Raw genomic sequence first — 22,136 nt, forward strand, 5'->3', positions numbered from 1 at the left:
CGGTGATCACGTCGAACCCAAAAAGCCCGCAAAATCAACGATTTTGACGGTCTCAGGTGTGTTTCCGGGCACCCATCGGTCACTCGTAATGAGAAGGTCGTCAGTTCGATTCTGACAGGCGGCTCCATAAAACATAAGGATCTGGGCCCACGGGTTCCGATCCTTTTTTGTCCGTTCCCCCAATCGGACACCGTACTTATTCGCTATCCGGCTGGGATCGTTCCTTCGCGATCTGCCGCCGGACGGGGGCAATCCACGTCCGTTCATGTCGCTAGGCTCACGACGTGACCGAACTTGAATTCCTTATACGATCGACCGTCGATGATGACTGGCGTGAGATCCGTGAACTGCGTCTTGAGATGATTCGGGATACCCCGACGGCCTATACCGAGACGCTCGAGACCGCGCTGGGCCATGACGAGGCTGAGTGGCGTATGCGCGGAGCGCGCGGTGCCAGTGGAAACGGCATCGCGATCGCCGCGACCGCCGAGTCTGGACGCTGGATCGGGACCATGTCCGGCTTCGTGCCGGATCCAGACACCGGTCCGATTCTCGTGGGAGTGTACGTGTCACCGGATTTTCGCGGCAGCACGGTGGGGCTGACCGATGCGCTGCTGATGAGCGTGGAAAGCTGGGCGCGCACGGAGAGCACCCAGCTGACCCTTCACGTGCACGAAGACAATATTCGCGCACGCACGGCTTATGAACGGCGGGGGTTTGTGGCCACGGGCCACACGGTCGAGTACAACCTCGACCCCAGTAAGAAGGAACTAGAGACGGTGAAGACGCTCTAGGTCAGGCTTGCAGAGCGCAATTTAGTGGCCGCCGCCGAGGTTCCCGGCCAAGCGGCTGTGCAGCTCGTGGCTGGCCTCGTTGAGCCCCTCAATCACGACGTACTTATCCTGCCGCTCATACTTGTAGGAGATGGCGTCGAGGGTCGCGACGGTGGAGGCGTCCCAGATGTGTGAGGCCGACAGGTCGATGACGATGCGGTCGGGGTCGTCGGCGTACTCGAACTGGGTCATCAGGTCGTTGCTCGAGGCAAAGAACAGCGCCCCGGTCACCGTATAGTAGGCGGTCGGCACGGGCTGGTCGAGCTCGACGGTGCGCTCCACCCTGGCGAGGTGGGCGACGCGACGCGCGAACGCGACCATTGCGACGATGACACCGACGACGACGCCGATCGCGAGGTTGTGGGTGAGAACGATGACGACGACCGTGGCGACCATGACGGTGGTCTCGCTCTTCGGCATCCGCTTAAGAGTAGACAAGCGGATGCTGTGCCAGTCGAATGTGAGATAGGACACGATGATCATCACCGCGACCAGGGCAGCCATGGGCACAACGGCGAGCACGTCGCCGAGGCCGAGCACGAGAACGAGCAGGAAGACGCCGGCGAGGAAGGTGGAGATGCGGGTGCGAGCGCCGGAGGCCTTCACGTTGATCATGGTCTGGCCAATCATGGCGCAGCCGCCCATGCCGCCGAACAGGCCGCTCATGACGTTGGCGACGCCCTGGCCCCAGGTCTCGCGGGTTTTGTTGGAGTGGGTGTCGGTGATCTCGTCGACGAACTTCGCGGTCATGAGAGATTCGAGAATTCCGACCAGGGCCATGCCGAGGGCATAGGGGGCGATGATCGTGAACGTGTCCCAGTTGAGCGGGATGTTGGGGAGGAAGAGCTCGGGCAGGCTCTCGGGCAGTTCGCCCTGGTCGCCGATGGTGGGGACGGCGATGGCGGTCACCACGGTCGCGACGGTGAGCATGACGATGGCTACGAGCGGTGCCGGGATCACCTTGGTGATGCGCGGCATGACGATCATGATGATCAATCCGGCGGCGACGAGCGGGTAGACCATGAACGGCACGCCGAGCAGCTGGGGGAGTTGGGCACCGAAAATGAGGATGGCGAGGGCGTTGACGAAGCCGACCATGACGCTTCGCGGAATGAAGCGCATGAGTTTGGCGACGCCGACCAGACTCAGCACGATTTGGAGCACCCCGGCGAGGATGACGGTGGCGATGAAATACTCCATGCCATATTCCCGCGCGACCGGGGCGATGACAAGCGCGATCGCGCCGGTGGCGGCGGTGATCATGGCCGGGCGCCCACCGACGAAGGAGATGGTCACAGCCATGACGAAGGAGGAGAACAAGCCGACGCGCGGGTCGACGCCGGCGATGATCGAGAAGGCGATCGCCTCAGGGATGAGGGCCATGGCCACGACCAGGCCGGCGAGTACCTCGCGGGTGAGCAGGCGGGGCGTGCGGAGCGCGGTGAGTACCGAGGGCTCAGCTTGGTATCGATTGGCTGAAGCGGATTTTTGAACAATGGCCATGAGGCCTCCAGAAGCTGGGCCGGGGTGCGGCCGAAGTGGATGCAGAAGAGTTGGGTGGGCGCCGCGGTGCGCACCTCCACCGGTCGTTGAGGACAAGGCCATCGAGGACAATGGTGGGAGAGTGGGCTCACAGATGAATGTCAGCCGACTTCTGCAACACTACCCTGACGTAAGGGTTGATCGTAAATTTCAGGGAAAGAAGGCATCCGGTGACGTCAGGCGCGATTGGATCCGCGGTCACGATGCACATCGGCGAACTCGCCGAGAAGACCGGGCTGTCGCTGCGCACGATCCGCCACTATGACGAGGTCGGCCTGCTGAAGGCATCCGCTCGCACCGATGGTGGTTTTCGGCTCTACTCGCCCGATGACTTCACCCGGCTGATGCTCATTCGCCGCATGAAACCGCTCGGCTTCACGCTCGACGAGATGATGGCCCTGCTGAAGGTCATCGACACGCTGCAGGGTGGGCTGACCGGATCTGACGTTCCGGAGGTACGCGCCGAGCTCGAGACCTTCATCGCCCAGGCGGTCGAGCGTCGGCAAAAACTGCAGGATCAGCTGGGAATGGCTGACGAGTTTCTGGAGCTGCTGCGGGTCCAGTAGAGGCTACCGGGCGGGTTTGACCGCCTTCACGATGGCCCCGTGCATTTCGGGGGCGACCTCGTGGGTGTAGAGAACGCTCGGGTCGGCGAAACCGGCCTGGTGCAGGGCATCGAGGTACTCCTGGTGCGACAGGGCTCCGGCGATGCAGCCGGTGTAGCTGCCTCGGCGGATGCGGTCCTCTGCGCTCAGCTGGTTTTCGGCGACGACGTCGGAGATTCCGAGGCGCCCGCCGGGCTTGAGCACTCGGAACATCTCGGCGATGACCGCGTTCTTGTCGGCCGAGAGATTGATGACGCAGTTGGAGATGATGACGTCGATGGTGTCATCGGCCAGGGGGATGGCCTCGATCTGGCCCTTGATGAACTCCACATTGGTGGCCTCGGCTTTGGCGGCGTTGGCGCGGGCGAGTTCGAGCATTTCATCGGTCATGTCGAGTCCGTAGGCGAACCCGGTCGGCCCGACGCGGCGCGCGGAGAGCAGCACGTCGATGCCGCCACCGGATCCGAGGTCGAGCACGATTTCTCCCGGGCGGAGGTCGGCGACCGCGGTTGGATTGCCGCAGCCGAGACTGGCCAGAAAGGCTTCCTCGGGAATCTCCGAACCTTCTTCGGCGGTATACAGGGTGGATCCGAACACGTCGCCGTTTATCAGATCGGTGGGGGCACAGCACGACGTGCTCGAGACGTCGGTCAGTTGGAGGGCGGCGGCGGCGTAGCGCTCTCGCACGCGCTCCGTGATCTCAGATGTCTTGTCCATAAGTTGATCCTTTCCTGTAGGTCGCGGCACCAGCCTACTGCTACATTGATACTTATCGATATAGCTGCAGACGTTACTAGGGAGATCGACATGACTGCCATCCGAATCTACGAACCGGCCTTGTGCTGCGACACCGGAGTCTGTGGTGTCGACGTCGATCAGTCCCTGGTCGAGGTGACCGCCACCGTGCGCAGCCTGCAGGAACTTGGCGCCGACATTCAGCGCCATAACCTGGCCACCGATCCTCTCGCCTTCACCACGGATGAGACCGTGCGCGCCTTCATGCACGTCGTCGGCTCTACCGGCCTGCCGCTCACCGTCGTCGACGGCGTCACCGTGGCGACCGGCGCCTACCCATCGAAATCCCAGCTACTCGCCTTCGCCGGCCTCGCTGCCGTAGCGCCGACCGACCGGCCCCAGCTCGGCCTGACCGAGAAATCGGCAAGCGGATGCTGCGGCGGCGCCACCGGCTGCTGCTAACACATGAAGTTCCTGGCAGACCCGCCTCGGTTTCTCTTTTTCACCGGTAAGGGCGGCGTGGGGAAGACATCCGTTGCCTGCGCTTCGGCCATCGAACTGGCCGAACGGGGTCGCCGGGTGCTGCTGGTGAGCACCGATCCGGCCTCCAATATCGGGCAGGTGTTCGGGCTCACGATCGGCAATACGGTCACTCCGATTGGCGCCATTGCCGGCCTGAGCGCACTCGAAATCGACCCGGAGCAGGCAGCGGATGCCTATCGCGAACGCATTATCGCCCCGGTTCGGGGGCTCCTGCCGGAGCGCGAGCTCGCGAGTATCGCCGAGGGCCTGTCCGGATCGTGCACGACCGAGGTCGCCTCGTTCGACGAGTTCACGAACCTGCTCACCGATGACGGTCTGCTCACGACGTACGACCACATCGTGTTCGACACCGCGCCGACCGGGCACACCATTAGGCTTCTGCAGCTTCCCGGTTCCTGGACCGAGTTTCTCGACGCCGGCAAGGGCGATCCGTCCTGCCTCGGACCGCTGTCCGGGCTCGACAAGCACAAAGCGGTGTACGCAGCGGCCGTCGCCGCGCTGGCCGACCCCGAGCGAACGCGGCTGGTGCTCGTGGCGCGAGCGCAGGCATCCGCTTTGACGGAGATCGAGCGCACGCACGCTGAGTTGGCGCAGATCGGAATTCGCGGCAGCTACGTTGTCATTAATGGAGTGCTGCCAGCCAGCGCGGGAACCGAGCCGATCGCCGTAGCGGTGCGCAATCGCGAATCGGCGGCGCTGACGGGTATTCCGGCGGCCATCGCTGCACTGCCGAGGGACATTCTGGAGCTCAAGGCCGGCAACATGATGGGCATCGACGCGCTGCGCACCCTGTTTCGCACCGACCGCGACGGCCCCGGGCAATTGCACGCTGTGGTCGACGTTCCGGACGCCCCACTCGGCCAATTCGTCGACGAGCTGGAGCAGACCGGGCACGGTCTGATCCTCTGCATGGGCAAGGGCGGCGTGGGCAAGACCACAATCGCTGTGGCTCTGGCCGTGGCTCTGGCCGAGCGCGGTCACGCCGTTCACCTGACCACGACCGACCCGGCAGCTCATCTGGTCGAGACCCTGCACGGGAGCCTGCCAGGGCTGCGCGTCTCCCGCATCGACCCCGACGAGGCGATTCGCGATTATCGCGAGCACGTGATGGCGACCAAGGGCAAGAATCTCGACGCCGATGGCCGGGCAGCCCTGGCCGAAGACCTGCTCTCCCCGTGCACTGACGAGGTCGCGGTGTTTCGGCAGTTCTCCCAGGCCGTGCACGAATCACGGCACGAATTCGTCGTCGTCGACACCGCGCCGACCGGCCACACCCTGTTGCTGCTGGATGCCACCGGGTCGTACCATCGCGAAATCGCGCGCCAGATGGGGGACGGAATGGCGTTCGTGACGCCATTGATGCGGCTGCAGGATCCGGCCCTGACCAAGGTTTTGCTGGTGACGCTCGCCGAGACCACGCCGGTGCTCGAAGCGGAGGGCCTGCAGCAGGATCTGCAGCGCGCCGGAATTCAGCCCTGGGGCTGGGTGGTCAACAATTCCATCGCGGCAGCGCACCCCGAGACGCCCTTTTTGCAGGCGCGCGCCGCCAGCGAGGCCACTCAGATCGATATCGTGGTCGCCCGCGCCGACCGGGTCGCGATCGTGCCGCTGCTGGCCGACGAACCGATCGGGGTCGATCGGCTTGCGGCGCTCACCGCGTTGGCGACCGTCTCTTAGCTGGCCATTCCGGGGTGCACCTTCACGAAGGTGATGTTCTTGGTCGGATGCACGGTTTTCGCGGGCGCGCGCGAGAAGCCCTTCGCCCCCTCGAGACGGTTCTGCCCGCGAAACTCGGCCAGGGCATCGTCGAAGATGACGTTGAGCTGTGCGCCGGTGAATTCCTCCGCAGCCCCCTCGGTAAAGCTGATGCTGATGAGCGAGTTGTCGGGAAAGTGCCGGTTCATGCGGATGAAACCATCGGCATCCTGCTGCAGGGTGATCATTGATCTAGTTTGACCTATATGTTGCCGTGTCGGCGCGTGTCGGCGCGTGTCGGCGCGTGTCGGTGGCCCTGGATAAACTGCAAGCATGACGGAATCGATTCGCTGGGGAATCTTGGCCACCGGTGGCATCGCCCACGCGTTCACGAGCGATCTGGTGCAGAACGGCCACAAGGTGCAGGCCGTCGGGTCGCGCAGTCAGGCCTCGGCAGATGCGTTTGCTGCCGAATTCGGCATCCCCACCGCGCATGCCAGCTATGCCGAACTCGTCGATGACCCCGAAGTCGACGTCATCTACGTGTCGACGCCGCATCCGTTTCACGCCGAGCACGCAGCCCTCGCGTTGAACGCCGGCAAGCACGTGTTGATCGAGAAGCCGATCGCGATCAACGCCGGCGAGGCCCGGCAGATCGTCAACCTCGCCGCGAGCAAGAATCTGCTCGTGATGGAGGCCCTGTGGACCCGATTCCTGCCGCACCTGGTGCGCATCCGCGAGATCCTCGCCGCCGGCACGCTCGGCGAGGTGCGCAGCCTGATCGCCGACCATACCCAGGACCTGCCCGACGACCCGGCGCACCGCCTGAACTCGCTCGAGCTCGGCGGTGGCGCGCTGCTCGACCTCGGGGTGTATCCGGTGAACTTCGCGCACGCCGTATTCGGGTCGCCCGACACGATTTTGGCGAGCGCCTCATTTAAGGCGACGGGAGCGGATGCCCAGGTCGCGACGATTTTTCGCTACCCCGGTGGCCAGATTGCCACGACATTTTCGTCCAGCGACACCCTCGGCCCGACCACGGCGTCGATCATCGGCACGCACGGGCGCATCGACATCGATGGCGTTTGGTACGCGCCGACCAGTTTTCGAGTGCTCGACAACGGGGGCACCGTGCTCGAGGCCTTCGCCCGGGCCGAGTTCACCGGCCGCGGTATGCAGTTCGAAGCGGTCGAGGTTGAGGAGCTGATTCGGGCCGGCAAAATCTCGAGCGACATCATGCCGGCCGAAGAATCGGTCGCCGTGATGACGACCCTTGACGCGGTTCGGGCCCAGATCGGGCTGCGCTACCCGGGCGAATAGCTGGCCTGGAGGCGGGTCGGTTACCATACGGAGGTGGAAGAACCAGTGCAGACACCCGCGTCCCCCGCGGTTGACGCCCCGCGTGGCGGGATCGCTGCTGTCAGCGCTGATCGCCGCCGCGCCTGGCTGATCGCCGCCGGCACCCTCGTCTTCGTGCTGCTCGGCAGTGGCGCCGTGTTCGCGGGAACGCAGACCGGCGCGAATGAGCCGGTGGTGGCATCCGTTGTAGGAACACCCACGGCGACGCCGAGTCCCACGCCGACCGTCGACCCGGCGCGGCCGGTGCCCGCCGAGGCGACTGCAGCCAGCCGACTGCGCACCTGCTCGGTCGCCGGGCTCGCCGCCGACACGAGACTCGCCGATTTTCAGGCGCAGGTGGTCAACGCCAACACCGGCGAGGTGCTGTTCGATCGGGGCGGCACGACCTCCTCGCGCACGGCCAGCGTCATGAAGGTGCTCACCTCGGCCGCGGCGCTCAACGTTCTCGGCAGCGACTACCGCGCCACGACCCGCGTCGTCCGGGGCTCCGAACCCGGCCAGGTCGTGCTCGTTGGCGGGGGAGACCTCACCCTGTCGCGGCTGCCGACCGGCCAGGAACCGTTCTACACCGGCGCCGCGCACCTCGATGACCTTGCCACCCAGACCATGGTTTCCTGGGCTGCCGACCCGGCCAACCCGCCGATCACTTCACTCGTGCTCGATTCCTCCTATTTCTCCGGCCCGGACTGGGACGAAGGCTGGGCCCGAACCGAACTCGGCCTCGGCTACATGCCCGAAATTACGGCGCTGATGGTCGACGGCGACCGGAACGACCCCACCCGCAGCACGTCCGCCCGCAGCGAAGACCCGATCGCTCGCGCCGGCCAGGCCTTCGCTGACGCTCTCGGCGGTGGCCTCGAAATCAGCCAGGCCACCGCCCCGGCCGGTGCAGCCCAACTGGGCGCCGTGCAGTCCGCGCCGGTGTCGACCCTGATTCAGCAGTCCCTGATCGTGAGCGACAACACCCTGGCCGAGATGCTCGCCCGCCTCGTGGCGATCGAAAACGGTGCCGGCAACTCCTTTTCAGCCCTGCAGCAGGGCATCGTCGGCGGACTCGCCGCCTACGGCATCGACACCACTGGCATGATCATCAAGGACGGATCGGGCCTCAGCCCACACAACGCCGTGTCGCCGGCCTACCTGACCGCCCTGTTCGTCAAGGTCAACGCCCGCGAGGGCAACCTCGGCATGCTGTTCGATGGCCTGCCGATCGCCGGTGGGCCGCGCGGATCGCTCTCCTACGCTGACCGTTTCGCCGGTGCGAATTCCGCCGCCGACGGCGCCATCTTTGCCAAAACCGGCTGGATCGATACCGGCTACACGCTCTCCGGCATCATCCACGCCGCCGACGGTACCCCGCTCACCTTCGCCATCTACGCGATCGGCAACGTCAGCTCGAACGCGAAAATCGCCATCGACACACTGACCACCGGTTTCTTCCACTGTGGCGATAATCTGTCGAACAACTGACCATGTAACAACTGACTGTCCAAAAGGAGCCACAGTGACCCGCGCCCTGTTCATCATCGACGTTCAGAATGATTTCACCGAGGGCGGTGCCCTGGGCGTTGACGGCGGGGCGACCGTCGCAGCCGGCGTGAGCGCGCTGCTCGCGCAGCATCCGCTTGCCTATAAATACGTCTTCGCGTCGCGCGACTGGCACGATATCGGCAATGACAACGGTGGCCATTTTGCCCGCGACACGGCACCCGACTACGTCACGACCTGGCCGGTGCACTGCGTGGCCGGCACCGCGGGCGCCGAATATCACCAGGCTCTCACAACGGATGCCGTGACCTTTCACATTCGTAAGGGCCAGGGCAAGCCCGCGTACTCCATCTTCGAGGGCACCACCGAGGCCGGACAGACCGTGGGGTCGCTGCTGACCGAGCACGGGGTGACCGAGATCGACGTGGTGGGTCTCGCCACCGATTACTGCGTGCGCGCTTCCACCCTCGACGCGCTCGAGCACGGCCAGCATGTGCGGGTACTGACCGATCTGGTCGCCGGAGTCGCCGCGCAATCGACCGAGACCGCCCTCGCCGAGATGGCGCACGCCGGCGCGGTGTTCGCCGCGAGCGACGCCGTCGAATGACCCGGTTCGCTCGGCGTCTCGACGGGATACGCATCGCCTTCGAGGCCACGCCGGGGGAGCGACCGGTGCTGTTCGTGCATGGTTTTGCGTCGACCGCCGCGGTGACCTGGGGCGGATCCGGCTGGGTGCGGGCATTCGCCGAGGTTGGGCGCGGCGCGATCACGCCCGACCTGCGTGGCCACGGCCAGAGTGACAAGCCGCATCGGGCGGCCGACTACGCCCCGCGCCAGCTGGCCGCCGACCTCGTGGCCGTGCTGGACACCCTCGAACTGGAACGGGTCGACGTGATCGGCTACTCCATGGGGTCGCGGGTCGTGGCAGCCCTGGCTCGGCTGGCGCCCGAACGGGTACGGCGGCTCGTGCTCGGCGGGGCCGGTCCGGTCGAGCTGTTCGAGACCTGGGACCTTGACGAGGTCAACCGGTTCGTCGTTTCGGGCGCGCTTCCCGCGGATCCGACTATTGCCGGGGTGCTCGGCCCCTCCATCGCCGCCGGTGCCGACCGCCAGGCGCTGTTGGCGTGCGTGCAGGGGGTCGCGGGCTGCACGCTCGACGTGCCCGCGGGCATCCCGCAGCTGTTTGTAGCCGGTGGTGCCGACTCGATTCCGGCCGGGGTGGCGGCTCTCGCTGCCGAACGCGGCGCGCAGTACCTCGAGCTGCCCGGTTGCACCCACCTGAACGCGCTGAGTGCGCGTGCGTTCAAGCAGGCCGCGCTGGAGTTTCTGGTCTGAGCCGCGACCTGCGTAGACCGTTGCCGACGAGGCCAATGCCCCGTTCGGCGGTGTGGGGTCTTCGGGCACGGGTTCTCGCTTCGGCGGGGCCCATTCCGGTGTCGGTTTCCTCACCGGTCGGTGGCGAATTCAGGTAACGAGAACGGATGCGTGCGCCCACCCCGCGAAAACACGCGGCGGTATCGTCCCGGCCACGACCTCCATCCTGAATCCGCCACCGTGCGGACCTCGGGCCATCTGGGCGGAGCGGGCCCACCTTAAGGAAGCGGGCCCATGATCAATCATGGGCCCGCTTTCCGGGCCCGGGCCCGGTCGGAATCAGAGGGTCGTGCCGAGCTTGAAGCCAGCCAGGGCATCGTCCTTGCGGGTGTAGGAGAAGCCGTCGGCGCCGACGGTCACGGCCATTTCGCGAGGCTCGGTGCGCTCGATCACCGGCTGCGGGTTGCCGTCGAGGTCGAGCACGAGTGAGGCGTCGGTGTACCAGCTGGGTACGACGGGGTTGCCCCACCAGTCGCGGCGCTGGTTGTCATGCACGTCCCAGGTGACGACGGGGTTGTCGGGGTCGCCGGTGTAATAGTCCTGTGTGTAGATCTCGATGCGGTGCCCGTCGGGGTCGCGCAGGTAGAGGTAGAACGCGTTCGAGACGCCGTGGCGGCCAGGTCCCCGCTCGATCAGATCGCTCTTGCGTAGGGCGCCGAGCTTGTCGCAGATGTAGATGATGTTGTGCTTCTCGTGGGTCGAGAACGCGATGTGGTGCATGCGCGGGCCATTGCCGCCGGTGAGGGCGGTGTCGTGCACGGTGTCTTTGCGCCGCATCCAGGCCGCGTAGGTGACGCCGTCGGAGTCCTGAATGTCTTCGGTAACGCGAAAGCCCAGGTCCTCGAGGTATTTGCGACCACGGCCGACATCGGGGGTGACCTGGTTGAAGTGGTCGAGCCGCACGAGCGCGCCCGGGCCCTGCAGGTCGTAGCGCCAGGCGAGGCGTTCAACGTGGGTGGTGGCGTAGAAGAACTCGTACGGAAAACCCAGCGGATCTTCGACGCGCACGCTGTCGCCGATGCCCTTCACGAAGCCCTCGGTGCGACGTTCGGTGCGGCAGCCGAGCTCCTTATAGTAGGCCTCGGCGAGGTCGACGTCTTCGGGGCTGCGCACCCGAAAAGCCATCGCGGCGACGGCAGCAATCGGCCCCTGACGCAGCACGAGGTTGTGGTGAATGAATTCTTCGAAGCTGCGCAGGTAGATCTCGGTGTCGCTCTCTTCGGTGACGACGAGGCCGAGAATGTCGACGTAGAACTCGCGCGACTTCGCCAGGTCGGTCACGACGATGTCCATGTAGGCGCAGCGCAGGATGTCGGGCGGGGTGGCGGTGGGGATTGTCATGGGGTTCTCCTCATTGAGTCAAGCGGATGCGTACGGCTGGTTCTCGAGGCCGCAAGAGTCGGTGGGCGGTGCGGCTGGGCCCACCTTATGAACCTGGGCTCAGTTTCTAAACGGGGCCCGGGGACGGGGCCCGGGGACTGGGCCCAGGCCCCGTCCCCAAAGGGGCGAGCTAGTGGGCTCCGAAGCGGGGGGTGTGCACGGGGGCGAGGGTGATGTGCACGGCCTGGGAGTCGGTGTAGAAGTCGATCGACCGGTAGCCGCCCTCGTGGCCGAGGCCGGACGCCTTGACGCCACCGAACGGGGTGCGCAGGTCTCGCACGTTGTGCGAGTTCAGCCAGACCATGCCGGCATCGACGGACTGGGCGAAGTTGTGGGCGCGGGTCAGGTCGGTGGTCCAGATGTAGGCGGCCAGCCCGTACTTGACCCCGTTGGCCAACGCGAGCGCGTCGGCATCCGTTTCGAAGGGGGTGATGGCCACGACCGGGCCGAAGATCTCCTCCTGAAAGATGCGGGCGGTCGGGGCGACGTCGGCGAAGACGGTGGGAGAGACGTAGTTACCCTCCGGCAGGCCGGATGGGCGGCCGCCGCCGGCAAGCAGACGCCCCTCGGACTTGCCGATTTCGACGTAGCTCATGACCTTCGCGTAGTGCTCGGGGTGCACGAGGGCGCCGACCTCGGTCGCCGGGTCGTGCGGATCGCCGACCACGATGCTCGCGGCGCGGGCGGCGTAACGGGCGCAGAAGTCGTCGTAGATCGAGCGTTCGACCAGGATGCGGCTCGATGCCGTGCAGCGCTCGCCGTTGAGCGAGAACACACCGAACAGGGTCGAATCGATCGCGGCGTCGAGGTCGGCGTCGGCGAAGACCACGGCGGGTGACTTGCCGCCGAGCTCCATCGACATGCCCTTGAGGTTCGCGGCACAGTTGCGGTAGATCGTCTGGCCGGTCGTGGTCTCGCCGGTGAACGAGATGAGCGGCACATCCGGATGCTTGACCAGCGCATCGCCGGCCTCCTCACCGATACCGTTGACCAGGTTGAACACGCCGTCGGGCACCCCCGCGGCGGCGAAGATCTCCGCCCACAGGCTCGCCGACAACGGCGTGAATTCGGCCGGCTTCAACACGACGGTGCAGCCCGAGGCCAGCGCGGGAGCGAGCTTCCAGCTCTCGAGCATGAACGGGGTGTTCCATGGGGTGATCAGCCCGGCCACCCCGACCGGCTTGCGATTGACGTAGTTGATTTGCTTGCCGGGCACCTTGTAGGTGTCGTCCGCCTGCGCCACGATCAGGTCGGCGAAGAAGCGAAAATTCTCGGCCGCGCGTTGCGCCTGGCCGAGCGCCTGCGTGATCGGCAGTCCGGTGTCGAAGGTTTCGAGCTCGGCGAGCCGGGCGTCCTGGGCCTCGACGGCATCGGCGATGCGGTGCAGCACCCGGGCCCGGGCGCGGGGCAGCAGGCGCGGCCAGGGTCCGTGATCGAATGCTTCTTTCGCGGCGGCGACGGCCAGGTCGATGTCGGCCTGCTGGCCGGCGGCTGCGGTGGCGTAGGTCTGGTTCGACACCGGATCGAGCACATCGAAGGTCTCCCCACCGACACTGTCGACAAATTCTCCACCGATGAAATGACGGATGCTGGTGGGCAGGTCCGCGGGCACGTAATGAGTCATTATTTGGAGGCCCCGGTCAGGGTGAAGCCGGCGGTCGATGTCAGGTACTCGGAGCCGGCATCCATCAAAATGCGCATCTTGGTGAGGCCTCCGGGGGTCGGTTCGATCAGCGGCGGACGCACAAAGCCGCTCTCGATCAGGCCGCGCTGGGCCATGACCCACTTGCCCGGCGCCGGGTTGGTCTCCACGAATAGCAGGTCGACGAGCGGGTGCAGGCCATAGTGAATCTTGCGGGCGGTGGCGAAATCGCCTTGTTCCCAGGCCTCAAACATCTGCGCGACGGCGGCAGGCGCGATATTGCTCGTGGCGCTGACGAAGCCGGCGCCGCCGAGGGCCATGAGCGGCAGGCAGAGCAGTTCGAGGCCGCTCCAGACCAGCAGGTCCGGGCCGCAGAGGTGCAGCACGCGGGAGAAATGCTCGAAGTCCTTCGTGGTTTCCTTCACGCCGACGAAGTTATCGAAATCACGGTAGAGGCGGTACACGGTGTCGGGCGCGATGTCGACGGCGGTCCGGCTCGGCACGTTGTAGGCCACGATCGGCAGATCCGGGAACTCTTCACAGACGGTTTTGTACCAGACGTAGAGCGCCTCCTGGGTGGGGCGGGCGTAGTACGGCGTGATGATGAGCGCGGCGTCGATGCCGGCGTCGCGGCCGGCCGCGGTTAGCTCGAGGGTCTCGTCGAGCTTGGTGGAACCGGTTCCGGCCATGAAATGCACGCGCTCGTTGATGGCGGTCGCAACGGTGCGAATGGCGGCGGCGCGTTCGGCGATGGTCTGCGAGCTGGGCTCGCCGGTCGAGCCGCCGATCGAGATGCCGTGCGAGCCGGAGGCGATCTGCCAGTTGACCAGGTTGGTCAGGCCCGCATGGTCGACGGCGCCGCCTTCGGTAAACGGGGTCATCAATGCGGCGATGGATCCGCGAATCTGGCTCGGGTTGCTGCGGAACTTCATGAAATGCCTTCCTTATTGCGAGATGAAAGAAACGCGTTCAGGGTGGCCAGCCGGTGGTCGCGGGCCGCGTGTTCGATTTCTGCAGCCGAGGCGTGCTGCTCAATCAGGTCGAGAATATGGTCGTGCTCCGCGACCGATTCGGCCGCGCGCCCCGGCACGAAGCCGAAGGTGGATTCGCGCAGCACCGACAACCGGTTCCAGCCGCGGTGAACGAGGTCGAGAATGTGCGGGTTGGGGCAGGTGCTGTACAGCTCGGAGTGAAAGTCACGGTTGAGCGACGTGAATCTGGTCGGGTCGAAGTGGCGCAGCGTGTCGCGCATCTGCGCGTTGATCTGCCGGGCGCGCGCTATCGCTGCCGGGCTCAGCGTCGGCGCCGAAAGCGCGGTGGCCGCGCCCTCGACCAGGCCGAGGGTCTGCATGGTGTGCTGGTACTCGGTGGGGTCGAGCATCGCCACCTGCGCCCCGACGTTGCGGGCGAAGGTCACCAGACCCTCGGCTTCGAGGCGGCGGATGGCTTCCCGCACGGGAACGGGACTCATCGATGTATCCCGGGCGATCTGGTCGAGGACCAGTCGAAAACCGGGGCCGAAGGTGCCATCGTTGATGCGGGTTTTCAGCCAGTCGTAGGCGAACTGGGCCTTGCCGATGGTCGGCGGGGCGGCATCCACTATCGACTGGCGAGCCATGCGCGGTACCTCTCCTTCCAGGCGGGGTTCATCGGGTAGAGGCCGTCGACGCTGAAGCCTTCGCCGACCATCTCGGCGATGAAGGTTTCTTCGCGTTCCTGCTCGATGCTGTCGGTGACGAGCTGATCGATGAGGTGCGGCGGAATGACGAGCAGCCCGTCGGCGTCGCCGACGATCACGTCGCCGGGCTGGACGGATGCCCCGCCACAGGCGATCGTGAGGCCTAAGTCCCACGGAACGTGGCGCCGGCCGAGCACCGCCGGGTGGCCGCCGTGGTGATAGGTGGGCATATCGAGGGCGCTGACCGCGGCGAGGTCGCGCACTCCGCCGTCGGTGACGATGCCGGCGGCGCCGCGCACCTGGGCGCGCAGTGCGAGGATATCGCCGACGGTGCCGGTGCCGGTTTCTCCGCGGGCTTCGATCACGAGCACGTCGTCGACGCCGAGGCTGTCGAAGGCGCGCTTCTGGGCGTTGTGGCCGCCGCCGGCAGCATCGAACAGGTCTTCGCGATTGGGAATGAAGCGCAGGGTGCGAGCCCGGCCAACCAGCCGGGCGTTCGGGCGGGTCGAGTGCAGGCCATCGATCGACACGTTGTTCAGGCCGCGTTTGCGCAGCTGGGCGCTCAGGGTGGCGGTGCCGACGCTGTTGATGCGGGCCTTCAGTTCATCGGTGAGCACGAACGCCGGTTCGAGGCCGGCCTCTTCGGCCGAGCCCCAGGCTTCGGCCCGTTGCAAGTCGTCCACCTTCGGGCCGGAGCCGAACGTGCCGAACTTCTGGGTGCCCTCGGCGACCCGGGTGATCAGGCGGCCTGTGGTCGGCGCGCCGGGCATGGTCGGGGCGTCAACCTCGACCTCGACAGTGTCGCCCGGCCCGACGACGGAGGCGCCGGCCGGTGTTCCGGTGAGAATGACATCGCCGCGCTCGAGCGTCATCAGCTGGGAGAGGTCGGCGACGAGGCGACCGAAGTTAAAGAGCAGGTCAGCGCTGGTATCGCTCTGCACGAGCTCGGAGTTGACCCAGGTGCGGATGCGCAGGTTGGCCGGGTCGACGGTCTCGGCGGCAAGGACTCGCGGGCCGAGCGGGGTGAAGCCGTCTCCGCCCTTGGACTTGAGGTTGGAGCCCTTGTCGGCGTAACGGAGGTCGTAGACGCCGAAGTCGTTCGCGGCAGTGACCCCGGCGACGCCGGCCCAACCCTCCTCGACACTGACGCCGCGCAGCCGGCGACCGATGACCAGCGCGATTTCGCCTTCGAAGGCGAGCAGTTCGCATCCGCTTGGACGAACGATGGTGTCGCCGCTGGCCGCGACGCTGGTCGAGGGCTTGAGAAAGTAGGACGGCTGCTCGGGGGTGCGCCCGCGCTGGGCGGCCCGGGACGGGTAATTGATGTGCACGGCGATCACTTTGCCGGGCCGGCCCAGTTCGGGCAGGGATTCGGGAGTCATAAGCGTCCAATCGCGTCGTTGCAGGTGGTTATATATGAAACCATATACGATTCGAGAGCGGATGTCGAGGGTTCGTTTTGCCTGAGATGGGCAGAGAAAAACCGTGCCGCCCGGGTCGAAACTCGGGCGGCACGGTCTGAAACTGAACTGCCTACTCGTGGGTGCTGATGCCCAGCGGAATTCCGCGGGTCTCCTTCACGAGGGTGACCGCGACGAAGGAAATCGCGGCGAGGCCCATGAGGTAGATGCCGATTGAGGTGGTGGATCCGGTCTCATCGAGCAGCAGCTGGGCGATGAGCGGGGCGAAGGCGCCACCGAGAATAGCGCCGAGGGCGTAGCCGATGGACACGCCCGAGTAGCGCACCTGGGCCGGGAACATCTCGGCGTAGAGCGCGGCCTGCGGGCCGTAGGAGAAGCCGAGCCCGGCCGCCAGCACGATGAGAGCCGTCGAGAACCAGACGATGTCGCCGGTGTCGATCAGCAGGAACATCGGAATGGCCCAGAGGAACAGGAAGGCGTAGCCGAGCTGGAATGTGCGCACGCGACCGATTTTGTCGGAGAGGATGCCCCCCATCATCGTCGATGCCAGCCAGAAGAACGCGGCGACGGTGCTCGCGATGAGCACCGGGGTGCGCTCCATGCCGAGTCCGCCAGCTTCAGCGGGCTTGGTGGCGTAGGAGTTGAAGAACGCGATAAGCATGTAGCCGGCCGCGTTGTTGGCGATGAAGATGAGTGCGGTGAGGATGACCTGGCGCGAGTGGTTCTTGAACAGTAGCTTGAGCGGTGCCGCAGATTCCTTCTTGCGCGTCTGCATCTCCTTGAAGACGGGGCTCTCGGCGACCGCGCGGCGGATGACCCAGCCGACGACGATGAGCAGCACGGAGACGAGGAACGGGATTCGCCAGCCCCAGGCGAGGAAGTCCTCCGGGCTCATTGAGGTGGTCACGGCGATCATGACTCCGGTGGCGAGAATGAGGCCGACCGGAACGCCGATCTGCGGGTAGGCACCGAAGAAGCCGCGCTTTTTGATCGGTGCGTGCTCGACGCTCATCAGTGCCGCACCGCCCCATTCGCCGCCGGCAGAGAAGCCCTGAAGGATGCGCAGCACGATCAACAGGATCGGTGCCCAGACGCCGATCTGGTCAAAGGTGGGCAGCAGACCTATGAGCGCTGTGGCGGCGCCCATCATGACGAGCGTGAAGACCAGCATCGCCTTGCGGCCCAGGCGGTCCCCGAGGTGTCCGGCGACGATAGCGCCGAGCGGGCGAAACAGAAAGCTGATGCCGAGCGAGGCCCAGGCGATCAGCTGGGCCAGCGGAGCGTTCTCGCCGGCGAGCGGGGCGAAGAACAGGCCGGCAAGCACGAGTCCGGCGGCCTGGGCGTAGATGAAGAAGTCGTACCACTCGATGGTGGTACCCACCATGGTGCCGGCGAGAACCCGCCGTTCCTCACTGCGTTTGGCGCTGGCCGTTGGCGTGCGCTCGGTCGTAATAGTCATGGAATACTCCCTCGTATCTCACTGCGGTGCTGGGCGGGTGGTGCTGCAAAGTCTGTGGATCGTGCGGAGAAAACCGGCACTGCGGCAGTATGGCAGGATTTTTTACGATTACCTACCTTTTGGTCAGTATTGTTGTTTTTCCGGTCGCGGGGTGACTAGCTGAGCTCTGCGACGATCGTGCGGGCGGCCGCGGTGAGCACAGCACCGATGTCGGTGGGGGAGTGCAGGCTCGAGATGTACACGACGGCGAGGGAGGCGGGTGATTCCCCGGGCACGAGCAACGGAACGGCAATCGACGACAGGCCCGGAATGACCTCGTTGTGGCTCGAGGCGTAGCCGAGAGCAACGACCTCCCCGGCCTCGCTGCGGCGGGTTTCCGGGTGGCCAAGCGCGGCCCATTGCGCCGCGCTCAGGCCTGACTGGATCGCGATTCCCGGTGCACCCATGTGCAGCGGATGCCGCGTGCCAGGCTGCTGTGCGACCGTCGCGTGGGCCTGCCGCGGCTCGATACTCACGAGCGTGAAGATCTCGCCCTGGTCGAGTACCGCGACGAAGGCGGTCATGCCGAGCTCGTTGGCGATGCGGGTGAGCACAGGCCGGGCAGTGGCCTGCAGATCGCGGGACACCCCGCGCGCCAGGGCAGCCAGTCGCGCGCCGAGCCGTACCAGTCCCGCCGGGTCGCGAACAACGAGACCGTGATCTTCCAGGGTGCGCAGAATGCGATAGGCGATCGAGCGGTGCACGTCGAGGGCGGCGGCGAGTTCGACGATCGTCATGGGTTTGTCGGTGTCGGCGAGAATCTCCAGCATGCGGATGCCGCGCGACAGGGTTTGCGAGTGGGCGGGTGCAGCCTTGGGGTCCGCGAATTCTGGAATCGACACGCTGGTATTCTCGCACTCGGCCAGGTCCTCTCGGTTAGCCAGCCGCCCTGTCGGCGGGCGCAGCTAGGCTAATACCGTCAGATCGACGGGCAGGCAAAGTAGGGGAGAACCAATGACGGTTGTTACAGACACGAACACGAACGAAGCCGAGCTGCTCGCTCGCGTGCCGAACCAGCTCTACATCAACGGCAAGTGGGTTGCCGCCACCGGCGGCCGCACCCTCGATGTCACAGACCCGGCCACCGGCCGCGTCATCAAGACCATCGCCGATGCGAGCGTGGCCGACGGTACCGCTGCCCTCGATGCGGCCGACGCTGCCCAGGCCGACTGGGCGGCGACCCCGGCTCGCGTGCGGGGCGAAATTCTGCGCCGCGCATTCGATCTGCTGCAGGAACGCAAGCAGGAGTTTGCCCTGTTGATGACCATCGAAATGGGCAAGCCGCTGCCCGAGGCGCTCGGCGAAGTCGCCTACGGCGGCGAGTTCCTGCGTTGGTTCAGCGAAGAAGCCGTGCGCATCAGCGGCCGCTACGGTGCCAACCCCGAGGGCACCGGTCGCATGATCGTCACCCAGCAGCCGGTCGGACCCTGCTTTCTGATCACCCCGTGGAACTTTCCGCTCGCCATGGCGACCCGCAAGATCGCCCCGGCGCTCGCCGCGGGCTGCACCGTCGTCGTCAAGCCGGCCGCGCTCACCCCGCTGACCACCCTGCACTTCGTGGCCCTGCTCGAAGAGGCCGGCCTGCCCGCCGGCGTCGTCAACGTCATCACGACGTCGCAGTCCGGCGCGGTCTCCGAGCCGATCATCGCCGACCGACGCCTCCGCAAACTCAGCTTCACCGGGTCGACCGCGGTCGGCAAGTCGCTCATCAAGCTCTCCGCCGAGAACGTGCTGCGCACCTCGATGGAACTTGGTGGTAACGCCCCGTTCGTCGTGTTCGCCGACGCCGACCTCGACAAGGCTGTCGACGGCGCGCTCATCGCCAAGTTCCGCAACATCGGGCAGGCCTGCACCGCCGCCAACCGCTTCATTGTGCACGAGTCCATCGCCGCAGAATTCGCCCGCCGGGTCACCGAGCGGGTCGAAGCGTTCCAGATCGGCCGCGGCACAGAGGCTGGCATCACCATCGGCCCGCTGATCGACGGCAAAGCCGTCGCCAAGGCTGACTCGCTCGTACAAGATGCGCTCACCCGCGGCGCGACCCTGCTCACCGGCGGCGCCGCAATCGAGCGCGAGGGCACCTTCTACGCACCCACCGTGCTCACCGACGTCAAGGCCGGCAGCGACATTCTGCGCGACGAAATCTTCGGCCCGGTGCTCGCGATCAGTACCTTCACCGACGAAGCGGATGCCGTGCGCCTCGCCAACGACACCGAGTTCGGCCTGATCAGCTACGTGTTCACGACCGATCTGGCCCGTGGCCAGCGCATGATCGACAAGCTGCAGACCGGCATGATGGGCCTGAATACCGGCGTTGTCTCCAACGCGGCCGCACCGTTCGGCGGCGTCAAGCAGTCCGGCCTCGGTCGCGAGGGCGGGCTCGAGGGCATTCACGAGTATCTGTCGACGAAGTACACACTCACGCCGACGCCCTAAAGCGGCAAATTGCCGCAGGGCGCATCCGTTTCGCCCTCGAGGAGAGAAATAGATAAGTAAGTGGTTTCCCGCCCAGGGGAGGGCCGCAGCACGCGACGTCGGGTTTGCTGCTGTGGCCCCTTCTGCTGGCAGGGGGAACTGCAACCGAGTCGAAGGAAACTCACTATGCTGGTGCGCGCGGAGGTTGTCACTCTCACAGTGCGATCACCGTGCCCCTGCCCGGTATGTGTTTCGGCCCGAAGGACCCACCCTCACGTGAGCGCACCTACCGACGATGACGCGTCCCTCGACCGCGCCTTTCAGGACGGTGATGAGCGCGCCCTGGCCGCGGCGTATGACCGCTGGTCACCGTTGGTATTTACGATCGCCGTGCGCTCGCTCGCCAATGCGTCCGACGCCGAAGACGTCACCCAGAAGGTTTTCATTGCCGCCTGGCGGGGGCGCGGTGGGTTCGACCCGGCCCGTTCCCGGCTGCTGGCGTGGCTGATCGGCATTACGAGGCACGTGATTGCCGACACCCACGAGGCACGCAGTCGCCAGCGGCGGCTCGAAGACTCACTCGCCGCGACCATCCCGGCACACCGCGTCGATGACAGTTTGAGTGTCGTCAACCGGGTGCTGGTCGGCGACGAAATCGACCGGCTCGAACCCGTGCCCCGGCAGGTGGTGCGCCTCGCCTTCTTCGATGATCTCACCCAGGTGCAGATCGCCGATAGCCTGGGGCTGGGGCTGGGGCTGGGGCTGGGGCTGGGGCTGGGGCTCGGCAAGGTCAAGAGCCACATGCGGCGCAGCCTGACCCGCCTCCGCACCCGGTTGGAGGTGTCCGATGACTCCTCTTGATGGCACCCACATCGCCGCGGACGACCTGCACCTGCTCGCGCTGGCCGAGGTCGACGCGAGCGCGGCGGAACGGGCCCACCTCGCCGCCTGCGCCGAGTGCCCTGGGGAATACCTCGCCCTGTGGCAGGTCGTGCAACTCGGTCGTTCCGTCGGGTTCGATTCGCGGCTCACCCCGCCTGCGGGCGTCTGGGCAGGCATCCAGGCCGAACTCGGGCTGAGCAACGCGGTGCACACACCACCCCCCTTCACGAAAACCTCTGACGCGACGGATGCTGCGGCCCCGCCCCAGGCACCTGCTTCGCCGGTCGCCGACCCGGCGGCGGCCGAACCGACGGCCGAGTCGTCGGTCGAACCAGCACCCGTGCGTCTGCTGTCCCTCCGCCGCTGGGTCCCGTTCGCGGCAGCCGCCGGCATGATCGGCGGCATCGCCATCGGCGTGGCGAGCACCGCCGGCCCGCCACCCGAGCAAGTCGTGGCCGAAGGCGCCCTCGACGCCCTGCCGGGATGGGCCGCGAGCGGGTCCGTCCGGGTCGAGCAAACCGCCGACGGCCGCCGCTCGGTCGTCGTCGACCTCGACGCGCCGAATCCGCCGGGCACCGGCCTGCGCGAGGTCTGGCTGCTCAAAGCGGATGCGTCCGGCCTGGTCAGCATCGGATTCCTCGACGGTTCCTTCGGTCGTTTCACTATCCCCGCGAGCGTTGACCTCGCCCAATACCCACTGGTGGACGTGTCCGCCGAACCCGCCGACGGCGACCCGGCACACTCCGGCGACTCAATCGTGCGCGGCGAATTACACCCGCTCTGAGCCGTTTCTCTAAATAAGTCGCCGTGGTGCATCCGAAACGCGCCCGACCGGAGAAGTTGTTCCCAGGGAGGCACAGCCGCCTTCCGTAACGACCAACCTGGAGGTAGCAATGCGCAAGTCCATCGCCGTCGGAATTTCCGCCGCCCTTCTCGTCGCACTCGCCGGGCTCGCGCCGGCGCAGGCGGCCGTGCCCGCGGCATCCGCTTCACCGGGTATGGCATCCGTGTCGGTGCTGCACGCCATTCCCTGACTGACCCTCGAC

General features: G+C 66.2%; 22 protein-coding genes. 12 read left to right on the top strand and 10 right to left on the bottom strand.

The annotated features are described in order from the left end of the window. Positions 1–284: 284 nt before the first annotated feature. The gene (locus E3T41_RS14925) at positions 285–794 is read left to right on the top strand and encodes an N-acetyltransferase (protein WP_241991195.1); all 510 of its coding nucleotides are present in this window, start codon (positions 285–287) and stop codon (positions 792–794) included. Positions 795–815: 21 nt separating this feature from the next. On the opposite strand, the gene E3T41_RS14930 is transcribed toward E3T41_RS14925, so the two are convergent. Then, on the bottom strand, positions 816–2,336 hold the full coding sequence (locus E3T41_RS14930; RefSeq protein ID WP_092448962.1) for a SulP family inorganic anion transporter: 1,521 nt from the start codon (positions 2,334–2,336) through the stop codon (positions 816–818). A 242-nt stretch (positions 2,337–2,578) separates the two neighbouring features. Between E3T41_RS14930 and E3T41_RS14935 the strand changes: the two genes are divergently transcribed. After that, the gene (locus E3T41_RS14935) at positions 2,579–2,941 is read left to right on the top strand and encodes a MerR family transcriptional regulator (protein WP_104133400.1); all 363 of its coding nucleotides are present in this window, start codon (positions 2,579–2,581) and stop codon (positions 2,939–2,941) included. A gap of 3 nt (positions 2,942–2,944) precedes the next feature. Here E3T41_RS14935 and arsM read toward each other — a convergent pair whose 3' ends face one another. Beyond that, entirely contained in the window at positions 2,945–3,697 is a 753-nt protein-coding gene (gene arsM / locus E3T41_RS14940; protein ID WP_092448960.1) for an arsenite methyltransferase, read from the bottom strand. Between the two features lie 90 nt (positions 3,698–3,787). Between arsM and arsD the strand changes: the two genes are divergently transcribed. Continuing rightward, positions 3,788–4,177 (top strand): arsenite efflux transporter metallochaperone ArsD, encoded by a 390-nt coding sequence (arsD, locus tag E3T41_RS14945; RefSeq protein ID WP_104133341.1) that lies wholly within the window; start codon positions 3,788–3,790, stop codon positions 4,175–4,177. A gap of 3 nt (positions 4,178–4,180) precedes the next feature. Continuing rightward, positions 4,181–5,935 carry an arsenical pump-driving ATPase gene (gene arsA / locus E3T41_RS14950; protein WP_104133340.1) on the top strand — a complete coding sequence of 585 codons (1,755 nt, stop codon included), beginning with the start codon at positions 4,181–4,183 and terminating at the stop codon, positions 5,933–5,935. On the opposite strand, the gene E3T41_RS14955 is transcribed toward arsA, so the two are convergent. Next, positions 5,932–6,201, bottom strand: a complete 270-nt coding sequence (locus tag E3T41_RS14955) for a hypothetical protein (protein ID WP_092448959.1) — start codon at positions 6,199–6,201, stop codon at positions 5,932–5,934. The genes arsA and E3T41_RS14955 overlap by 4 nt on opposite strands. An 85-nt stretch (positions 6,202–6,286) precedes the next feature. Here E3T41_RS14955 and E3T41_RS14960 point away from each other — a divergent pair, with 85 nt between their 5' ends. Genes E3T41_RS14960 through E3T41_RS14975 form a run of 4 tightly spaced genes read left to right on the top strand, consistent with a single transcriptional unit; the run spans position 6,287 to position 10,135 of the window. Further along, positions 6,287–7,273, top strand: a complete 987-nt coding sequence (locus E3T41_RS14960; RefSeq protein WP_092448958.1) for a Gfo/Idh/MocA family protein — start codon at positions 6,287–6,289, stop codon at positions 7,271–7,273. Positions 7,274–7,306: 33 nt separating this feature from the next. Further along, positions 7,307–8,782 carry a D-alanyl-D-alanine carboxypeptidase/D-alanyl-D-alanine-endopeptidase gene (locus tag E3T41_RS14965; protein ID WP_233195457.1) on the top strand — a complete coding sequence of 492 codons (1,476 nt, stop codon included), beginning with the start codon at positions 7,307–7,309 and terminating at the stop codon, positions 8,780–8,782. A 34-nt stretch (positions 8,783–8,816) separates the two neighbouring features. After that, positions 8,817–9,407 (top strand): isochorismatase family protein, encoded by a 591-nt coding sequence (locus E3T41_RS14970; protein WP_092448956.1) that lies wholly within the window; start codon positions 8,817–8,819, stop codon positions 9,405–9,407. Continuing rightward, positions 9,404–10,135 (top strand): alpha/beta fold hydrolase, encoded by a 732-nt coding sequence (locus E3T41_RS14975; protein WP_092448955.1) that lies wholly within the window; start codon positions 9,404–9,406, stop codon positions 10,133–10,135. The genes E3T41_RS14970 and E3T41_RS14975 overlap by 4 nt, the downstream gene beginning before the upstream one ends. A gap of 318 nt (positions 10,136–10,453) precedes the next feature. Here E3T41_RS14975 and hpaD read toward each other — a convergent pair whose 3' ends face one another. The 7 genes from hpaD to E3T41_RS15010 form a co-directional block, all read right to left on the bottom strand. Then, positions 10,454–11,515 (bottom strand): 3,4-dihydroxyphenylacetate 2,3-dioxygenase, encoded by a 1,062-nt coding sequence (hpaD, locus tag E3T41_RS14980; protein ID WP_104133336.1) that lies wholly within the window; start codon positions 11,513–11,515, stop codon positions 10,454–10,456. A gap of 169 nt (positions 11,516–11,684) precedes the next feature. Next, positions 11,685–13,178: a 5-carboxymethyl-2-hydroxymuconate semialdehyde dehydrogenase gene (gene hpaE, locus E3T41_RS14985; protein WP_104133335.1), complete on the bottom strand. Its 1,494-nt coding sequence runs from the start codon at positions 13,176–13,178 to the stop codon at positions 11,685–11,687. After that, positions 13,178–14,128 carry a 4-hydroxy-tetrahydrodipicolinate synthase gene (dapA, locus tag E3T41_RS14990; RefSeq protein WP_092448952.1) on the bottom strand — a complete coding sequence of 317 codons (951 nt, stop codon included), beginning with the start codon at positions 14,126–14,128 and terminating at the stop codon, positions 13,178–13,180. Before dapA ends, hpaE begins: the two co-directional genes overlap by 1 nt. Further along, complete coding sequence (locus E3T41_RS14995; protein ID WP_092448951.1) at positions 14,125–14,814, bottom strand: GntR family transcriptional regulator; 690 nt, start codon at positions 14,812–14,814, stop codon at positions 14,125–14,127. Before E3T41_RS14995 ends, dapA begins: the two co-directional genes overlap by 4 nt. After that, positions 14,796–16,256 carry a fumarylacetoacetate hydrolase family protein gene (locus tag E3T41_RS15000; RefSeq protein ID WP_170851549.1) on the bottom strand — a complete coding sequence of 487 codons (1,461 nt, stop codon included), beginning with the start codon at positions 16,254–16,256 and terminating at the stop codon, positions 14,796–14,798. Before E3T41_RS15000 ends, E3T41_RS14995 begins: the two co-directional genes overlap by 19 nt. Before the next feature lie 151 nt (positions 16,257–16,407). Continuing rightward, positions 16,408–17,754 carry an MFS transporter gene (locus E3T41_RS15005; RefSeq protein ID WP_134479269.1) on the bottom strand — a complete coding sequence of 449 codons (1,347 nt, stop codon included), beginning with the start codon at positions 17,752–17,754 and terminating at the stop codon, positions 16,408–16,410. A gap of 155 nt (positions 17,755–17,909) precedes the next feature. Continuing rightward, a complete protein-coding gene (locus E3T41_RS15010; protein ID WP_233195456.1) occupies positions 17,910–18,635 on the bottom strand; it encodes an IclR family transcriptional regulator in 726 nt (241 codons plus the stop codon). Positions 18,636–18,747: 112 nt separating this feature from the next. Here E3T41_RS15010 and E3T41_RS15015 point away from each other — a divergent pair, with 112 nt between their 5' ends. The 4 genes from E3T41_RS15015 (at position 18,748) to E3T41_RS18015 (ending at position 22,124) form a co-directional block, all read left to right on the top strand. Further along, entirely contained in the window at positions 18,748–20,229 is a 1,482-nt protein-coding gene (locus E3T41_RS15015; protein ID WP_092448949.1) for an NAD-dependent succinate-semialdehyde dehydrogenase, read from the top strand. Between the two features lie 255 nt (positions 20,230–20,484). Further along, positions 20,485–21,069, top strand: coding sequence for an RNA polymerase sigma factor (locus E3T41_RS15020; protein WP_241991196.1), 585 nt, complete (start codon positions 20,485–20,487; stop codon positions 21,067–21,069). Then, positions 21,056–21,874, top strand: a complete 819-nt coding sequence (locus E3T41_RS15025) for an anti-sigma factor (RefSeq protein WP_134479271.1) — start codon at positions 21,056–21,058, stop codon at positions 21,872–21,874. The genes E3T41_RS15020 and E3T41_RS15025 overlap by 14 nt, the downstream gene beginning before the upstream one ends. 109 nt (positions 21,875–21,983) lie before the next feature. Next, positions 21,984–22,124, top strand: coding sequence for a hypothetical protein (locus E3T41_RS18015; RefSeq protein WP_166791586.1), 141 nt, complete (start codon positions 21,984–21,986; stop codon positions 22,122–22,124). Positions 22,125–22,136: the final 12 nt, after the last annotated feature.

Origin of the sequence: Cryobacterium sp. Hh38, assembly GCF_004403235.1 — a bacterium.
Taxonomy (GTDB): domain Bacteria; phylum Actinomycetota; class Actinomycetes; order Actinomycetales; family Microbacteriaceae; genus Cryobacterium; species Cryobacterium levicorallinum.

Bases quoted from the DNA above. Each gene is read 5' to 3' on its own strand.
- E3T41_RS14930 (WP_092448962.1), bottom strand. From the start codon at position 2,336: ATGGCCATTGTTCAAAAATCCGCTTCAGCCAATCGATACCAAGCTGAG.
- E3T41_RS14935 (WP_104133400.1), top strand. From the start codon at position 2,579: ATGCACATCGGCGAACTCGCCGAGAAGACCGGGCTGTCGCTGCGCACG.
- arsM (WP_092448960.1), bottom strand. From the start codon at position 3,697: ATGGACAAGACATCTGAGATCACGGAGCGCGTGCGAGAGCGCTACGCC.
- arsD (WP_104133341.1), top strand. From the start codon at position 3,788: ATGACTGCCATCCGAATCTACGAACCGGCCTTGTGCTGCGACACCGGA.
- arsA (WP_104133340.1), top strand. From the start codon at position 4,181: ATGAAGTTCCTGGCAGACCCGCCTCGGTTTCTCTTTTTCACCGGTAAG.
- E3T41_RS14955 (WP_092448959.1), bottom strand. From the start codon at position 6,201: ATGATCACCCTGCAGCAGGATGCCGATGGTTTCATCCGCATGAACCGG.
- E3T41_RS14960 (WP_092448958.1), top strand. From the start codon at position 6,287: ATGACGGAATCGATTCGCTGGGGAATCTTGGCCACCGGTGGCATCGCC.
- E3T41_RS14975 (WP_092448955.1), top strand. From the start codon at position 9,404: ATGACCCGGTTCGCTCGGCGTCTCGACGGGATACGCATCGCCTTCGAG.
- hpaD (WP_104133336.1), bottom strand. From the start codon at position 11,515: ATGACAATCCCCACCGCCACCCCGCCCGACATCCTGCGCTGCGCCTAC.
- hpaE (WP_104133335.1), bottom strand. From the start codon at position 13,178: ATGACTCATTACGTGCCCGCGGACCTGCCCACCAGCATCCGTCATTTC.
- dapA (WP_092448952.1), bottom strand. From the start codon at position 14,128: ATGAAGTTCCGCAGCAACCCGAGCCAGATTCGCGGATCCATCGCCGCA.
- E3T41_RS14995 (WP_092448951.1), bottom strand. From the start codon at position 14,814: ATGGCTCGCCAGTCGATAGTGGATGCCGCCCCGCCGACCATCGGCAAG.
- E3T41_RS15000 (WP_170851549.1), bottom strand. From the start codon at position 16,256: ATGACTCCCGAATCCCTGCCCGAACTGGGCCGGCCCGGCAAAGTGATC.
- E3T41_RS15005 (WP_134479269.1), bottom strand. From the start codon at position 17,754: ATGACTATTACGACCGAGCGCACGCCAACGGCCAGCGCCAAACGCAGT.
- E3T41_RS15015 (WP_092448949.1), top strand. From the start codon at position 18,748: ATGACGGTTGTTACAGACACGAACACGAACGAAGCCGAGCTGCTCGCT.
- E3T41_RS15025 (WP_134479271.1), top strand. From the start codon at position 21,056: ATGACTCCTCTTGATGGCACCCACATCGCCGCGGACGACCTGCACCTG.
- E3T41_RS18015 (WP_166791586.1), top strand. From the start codon at position 21,984: ATGCGCAAGTCCATCGCCGTCGGAATTTCCGCCGCCCTTCTCGTCGCA.